Raw genomic sequence first — 3,026 nt, 5'->3', positions numbered from 1 at the left:
CCTTTTCCCTTTCCCCTTTCCCCTTTCCCCTTTCACCTTTCCCCTTTCACCTTTCCCCTTTCCCCGAACCGTATTAAGACCACTACGATTTTTGCTTAGGAATTGACCCTTCAATTCCTTCAACATACCAATCCATTGCTAGTTGTTGCTTGTCGTCTAATACTTTACCTTTTGGCACTCGCACTACACCTTTTTGGTCTTTCACCGGGCCATCAAAAGGATGTGCAGTACCTTGAATAAATTCATCGCGTTTGGCATTGATTAATTGTTGCACATCAGCCGGAATCACTTGATTCATGGGAGAAATATCTACCATTCCTTGACCAATACCATCCCAAATTTCTTGGGATTTCCAAGTATTAGTCATTACAGCCAAAGCTTTATCTGTATAGAATTTACCCCATTTATTAATAGCTGATGTCAGGTGAGCTTTTTGACCAAACTTGCTCATATCGGTGTTATAGCCGAAAGCATAAATACCTTTTTCTTCAGCAAATTGTACAACAGCACCAGAATCGGTATGCTGGGTCAGCACATCTGCACCTAAATTAGCTAAAGCTTGCGCCGCTTCTCTTTCTTTAGCTGGATCGTACCAAGTTTGCGCCCAAAGTACCTTAACTTTTGCCTGGGGATTTGTGAACCGCATTCCTTGAGCAAATGCACTGATACCACGAATTACTTCCGGAATCGGATATGCCCCAATAAAACCAATTACATTTGATTTTGTCATTTTGCCAGCAATCATGCCGGTTAAATATCGCGGTTCTTCAAAACGTCCCAAATAAGTGCCAACATTAGGGGCACGTTTGTAACCCGTACAGTGTTCAAAGAAAATATTAGGAAACTCTTTGGCAACTTTAATTGTTGGGTTCATGTAGCCAAAAGAAGTTGTAAAAATTAATTTGTTACCATCTAACGCTAATTGGCGAATTACTCTTTCAGCATCAGCACCTTCGTTGACATTTTCCACAAAGGTAGTTTTTACTTTATCTTGAAGATTGGCTTCCATCTGTCTGCGACCTAAATCATGAGCATAAGTCCAGCCAAAATCGCCCACAGGCCCTATATAAACAAATCCCACTTTCAGAGGTTCATTAACTACCACAGGTGATGCTAAAGGAGATACTTCACCTGATGAATTGGAATTTCTGCCTTGAATACAACTAGTTAAGGCAAAGCTAGATCCTGCTAAAGTAACATAGTTGAGAAATTTCCGACGATCCATATTTATCGATATTGGTTGAACTGCTGAAAAGGTTTTTGTTGATTTTTAGTAGCGACAGACACAAGGTTGACTTAATTTTAGCTTGGGAGTGGGGAGTGGGGTAAAGGGTAAAGGGTAAAGGGTAAAGGGTAAAGGGATAGATTTAACCTTTCCCCCTTACCCCTTTCCCTTTCACCATTCCCCATACTTCTCTGCGAGAGGCTGCGCCAACGACTACGCTCAGTACAAGTACCCAATGCCCAATGCCAATTCCTTTTGGAGGTTTTGAAATGAATTTATTTGAGCTTTTAGCAGGGGAAGATAATCATTTAGCTTTGGTTTCGCCTGAGGGGCGATCGCTCACTTATCAACAATTGCGCGAAAATGTTACTGGACTGGTATCTCAACTCCACAGCTTTGGACTCAAACCAGGAGAACGCATTGCCATTGCTATGAATAATGGTTTGCCAATGGTAATCACTTTTCTCGCTGCTACTTTATCTGGTACTGCTGCACCTTTGAATCCCAAATACAAGCAAGATGAATTTGCCTTCTACTATGCAGATACCCAGGCAAAAGCACTAATTACACTGTCTGAGGAACCAGAAGCGGCCATTGCTGCCCTCACACCAGATATGATACCGATCAATGCCAAAGTCAATCCTGATGGTGCATTGAGCTTTGAGCTGGGCATTGGGCATAAATTCTTCTCCGAGTCCCCGCGTCCCCACGTCCCCGCGTCCCCCTCGTCTGACGATATAGCCATGATTCTCCACACCAGTGGTACTACCAGTCGTCCCAAACGGGTGCCAATTCGTCATCGCAACCTTATTGCTTCTGCTAACAACATTGTTAGTGCTTATTCGCTCACTTCAGCTGACACTACACTGTGCTTAATGCCGTTGTTCCACGTTCATGGGTTGGTGGGCTGTTTGTTGTCAACTCTCGCATCTGGTGGTACGCTTGTTTGTCCTGATGGTTTTAACGCCCTGGAGTTCTGGAAATTGGTAGATACCTACAAACCTACCTGGTACTCCGCAGCACCAACGATGCACCAAACAATTTTGGCACGGGCTACCCGCAATACCGAAATTGTCAAAGCAAATCGCTTCCGTTTTATTCGCTCTAGTAGTGCTTCTTTGCCTCCAGTTATCATTGAACAAATGGAGGCAACTCTCAATGCTCCTGTGGTGGAATCTTACAGCATGACTGAAGCATCCCACTTAATGACTACTAACCCCTTACCGCCAAAAGTCCGCAAAGCCGGTACTGTCGGTTATGGCTTCGGTGTGGAAGTGGGTATTATGGACTCGGAAGGTAACTTGTTAACCCAAGGAAGTTTGGGTGAGGTGGTGGTAAAAGCACCAAATGTCATTGAAGGCTACGAAAATAACCCAGAAGCCAACGCCACTGGTTTTGTAAATGGTTGGTTCCGCACAGGAGACCAAGGGACAATTGATGAAGATGGCTATCTTTGCCTGACTGGACGAATAAAAGAATTGATTAATCGGGGTGGAGAAAAAATTTCTCCTTTAGAAGTAGACGATATTTTGCTACGCCATCCCGCCGTTGCTGAAGCCTTAGCTTTTGCTGTCCCCCATAAATCTTTAGGAGAAGATATTCACGCCGCTGTTGTCCTCAAAGCAGAAGCTAGCGAAAAAGAACTTTTAGCTCACTGTTCAACTATGCTGGCAAACTTTAAAGTGCCGAAACAAATTCACATTTTAGACCAATTACCCCGTGGTGCTACCGGGAAATTACAACGGTTGGCGATGGCGAAGTTGCTTGGTATTGGAGAATAGGGAAGGGGGAGATGGGGGCC

The 3,026-nt window shown here is 44.0% G+C and carries 2 protein-coding genes; one reads left to right on the top strand and one right to left on the bottom strand.

The features are described from left to right. Nucleotides 1-82 precede the first annotated feature (82 nt). Complete coding sequence (locus GNE10_RS33390; RefSeq protein ID WP_185570339.1) at nucleotides 83-1,225, bottom strand: BMP family ABC transporter substrate-binding protein; 1,143 nt, start codon at nucleotides 1,223-1,225, stop codon at nucleotides 83-85. Nucleotides 1,226-1,494: 269 nt separating this feature from the next. Between GNE10_RS33390 and GNE10_RS33385 the strand changes: the two genes are divergently transcribed. After that, nucleotides 1,495-3,006 (top strand): acyl--CoA ligase, encoded by a 1,512-nt coding sequence (locus tag GNE10_RS33385; RefSeq protein ID WP_185570340.1) that lies wholly within the window; start codon nucleotides 1,495-1,497, stop codon nucleotides 3,004-3,006. Nucleotides 3,007-3,026: the final 20 nt, after the last annotated feature.

The sequence above is a fragment of the Nostoc sp. 2RC genome, assembly GCF_014222165.1.
Lineage (GTDB): Bacteria > Cyanobacteriota > Cyanobacteriia > Cyanobacteriales > Nostocaceae > Nostoc > Nostoc linckia.
Note: the sequence above shows the minus strand (reverse complement) of the source record. Positions and strands in the feature narration are given on the sequence as shown.

Excerpts from the sequence above, each read along its gene's own strand:
- GNE10_RS33390 (WP_185570339.1), bottom strand. The coding sequence starts at position 1,225 with ATGGATCGTCGGAAATTTCTCAACTATGTTACTTTAGCAGGATCTAGC.
- GNE10_RS33385 (WP_185570340.1), top strand. The coding sequence starts at position 1,495 with ATGAATTTATTTGAGCTTTTAGCAGGGGAAGATAATCATTTAGCTTTG.